This window comes from Pseudoalteromonas sp. GW168-MNA-CIBAN-0100, from assembly GCF_040309225.1.
Classification (GTDB): domain Bacteria; phylum Pseudomonadota; class Gammaproteobacteria; order Enterobacterales; family Alteromonadaceae; genus Pseudoalteromonas; species Pseudoalteromonas arctica.
In genome coordinates this window covers 1-342 of record NZ_JBEOOL010000271.1, presented here as the reverse complement: position 1 = coordinate 342, position 342 = coordinate 1, and the positions used below count along the sequence as shown (strand labels likewise).

Annotated in this window: 1 pseudogene; it reads right to left on the bottom strand. The window is 40.1% G+C overall.

What is annotated here, in order from left to right:
* A pseudogene (locus AAEY62_RS21070) lies at nucleotides 1-342 on the bottom strand (marine proteobacterial sortase target protein); the annotation flags it as partial.

Below are 342 nucleotides of genomic sequence, written 5' to 3'. Positions count from 1 at the left end.
ATTGATGAGTAAACGCCAATTGTTGCACTTCGTCTTTAACTGCATTTTGTGAGTTATAGAGCAGCAACGACTTAATTTTTTGACGAGCCCACAGCTTAGCAATTCCTTTAGCATTTGAGCCTGCTTGTGTGTTTAGGGTAATACTAATAGGCCCTTGTGCAGTTTGCCCGTTTAATATTACATTACTGGTATTATTGAGCTTTATAGCCACCATTATTGGCTCATTAAAATAGAGATCTGGCAGTGGCGAAGGCCAAAAGTCTAGGCTATTACCGTTTTCATCGCTTAGCGCTAAATTAGTAATTGCAGGGTGTGCGAGCTTCTCAAATAACTGCTGCATTT